The 1640-nt window shown below is 39.9% G+C and carries 3 protein-coding genes; 2 read left to right on the forward strand and 1 reads right to left on the reverse strand.

The window, feature by feature from the left end:
- Nucleotides 1–384: 384 nt before the first annotated feature.
- Together AB5170_RS22410 and AB5170_RS22415 are read left to right on the forward strand one after the other, a co-directional pair.
- Entirely contained in the window at nucleotides 385–837 is a 453-nt protein-coding gene (locus AB5170_RS22410; protein ID WP_173716271.1) for a helix-turn-helix domain-containing protein, read from the forward strand.
- 11 nt (nucleotides 838–848) lie between these two features.
- Nucleotides 849–1499: an IS630 family transposase gene (locus AB5170_RS22415; protein ID WP_256144056.1), complete on the forward strand. Its 651-nt coding sequence runs from the start codon at nucleotides 849–851 to the stop codon at nucleotides 1497–1499.
- A gap of 3 nt (nucleotides 1500–1502) precedes the next feature.
- On the opposite strand, the gene AB5170_RS22420 is transcribed toward AB5170_RS22415, so the two are convergent.
- The gene (locus AB5170_RS22420; protein WP_368365167.1) at nucleotides 1503–1631 is read right to left on the reverse strand and encodes an excisionase; all 129 of its coding nucleotides are present in this window, start codon (nucleotides 1629–1631) and stop codon (nucleotides 1503–1505) included.
- Nucleotides 1632–1640: the final 9 nt, after the last annotated feature.

A 1640-nucleotide genomic window follows, 5' to 3' on the forward strand; every position in this document is an offset into this window, starting at 1 on the left:
TAAAAATGGTATTAAAAAAATCGAAGATAAAAATACCGTCTACATCAGACTGAATTTTTGAATTGTTAGACAGTCTGACGTACCGTTCGGTATACGGCGCTTTCAATAGTTGACGTGCACAGACTGATAGGCTGTGGCTAAATCGTAAAAGCCACTGTTTATCAGTCTTTCTTTATTCAGCGCCCAAATCACAGCTTTGTTATTGCTAATATACCAATACTTTCTGCGACTGTTTGCTATTGTTGCCGCATAGTGTTCTGGGATTCCCAGCTTGACTAGATTTTTATATTTCGTTCTAGTATAGTATCCATCTAGTAATAATAGTTTACAGTTACTTGTTTTTTTGCTATACTCCATTCAAAAAACAGTTCTGGAGGATACGCAATGCCACGTTATCATGTTACACTTACTGATACAGAAATACAGGAACTCAAATCTCTCATCCAAAAGGGTGGAAAGGGCTATCGTATAAAGCATGCTCAAATCTTACTAAAGCTGGATCAAAAGCCTGAAAATAGTTCCTGGACGTATGACCGTATCAAAGAAGCATATGGTGCTTCCCATAGTACAATAGCTGGAATTGCCCAGCGTTTTGTAACAGAAGGTATGGAATCTGCCCTTGGAAGAAAAGAGCAAAAAAACCGACACCGAAAAGTTACAGGTGATGTAGAAGCAAGGATTTGTGCAATTGCCTGTTCGACACCTCCGGAAGGGGCTTCCCGTTGGACCATGCAGGCTATCGCGGAGGAGCTGATACGGCTGGAAGTTGTTGATTACATCACTGATAGTACGGTCTGTAACGTTATGAAAAAAACGAAATTAAACCGTGGCTTGTAAAAGAATGGTGCATCCCCCAGGCTGATGCAGAATTCGTAGCAAAAATGGAGGATGTTCTGGATGTATATCAAAGATCATATGATCCGTCCAGACCGGTAGTTTGTATTGATGAAACGAATAAACAGCTAATCATAGAAAAACGGGTTCCCTGTAAGCCAGGGGAACCAGAAAAATTGGATTCTGTTTATGTCCGGAATGGAGTTGCAGATATCTTTATGATATCTGAGCCGTTGGCAGGAAAACGGGAAACTGTTGTAAAACAAACCCGGACAGCAATTGATTTTGCTGAAATTCTTCGCTATACGGCAGATGAATTATATCCAAAAGCGAAAAAAATCATATTGGTCACCGATAACTTAAATATCCATGCGCCATCTTCTTTGTACAAGGCATTTTCAGCACAAGAAGCCAACCGTTTAACCAAACGTTTTGAATGGCATTACACGCCAAAACATGGAAGCTGGTTGGATATGGCAGAAATAGAAATAGGGGTTATGAGCCGCCAGGCACTTGCAAAACCATTTCCAGATCTCGAAAGTTTTGAAAAACAGGTTCGTAGCTGGACAGTGAATCGAAATGCAAAATGTGTAAAAATAAACTGGCAGTTCACGACAGCTGATGCCAGAATTAAACTGGCAAAGCTATATCCAACAACACTTTAAAAACTAGATGGATGTACTAGTAGTCTGATCCAGAAAGGCCTCAAATTTCTTACGGTTAATCAATGACTTACACCCCACCTGGACTGTAAAGCAACATTCTGAATTTAGATGTTCCGAAATAAGCATCCTTATTTTCTTTTC

This window comes from Ruminococcus sp. RTP21484sp1_RTP21281st1_A8_RTP21281_210402, assembly GCF_040914025.1.
GTDB classification, from domain to species: domain Bacteria; phylum Bacillota; class Clostridia; order Lachnospirales; family Lachnospiraceae; genus Blautia_A; species Blautia_A faecis.

What these genes read in the sequence shown, in the direction of transcription:
- AB5170_RS22410 (WP_173716271.1), top strand. Translation starts at nt 385, where the DNA reads ATGCCACGTTATCATGTTACACTTACTGATACAGAAATACAGGAACTC.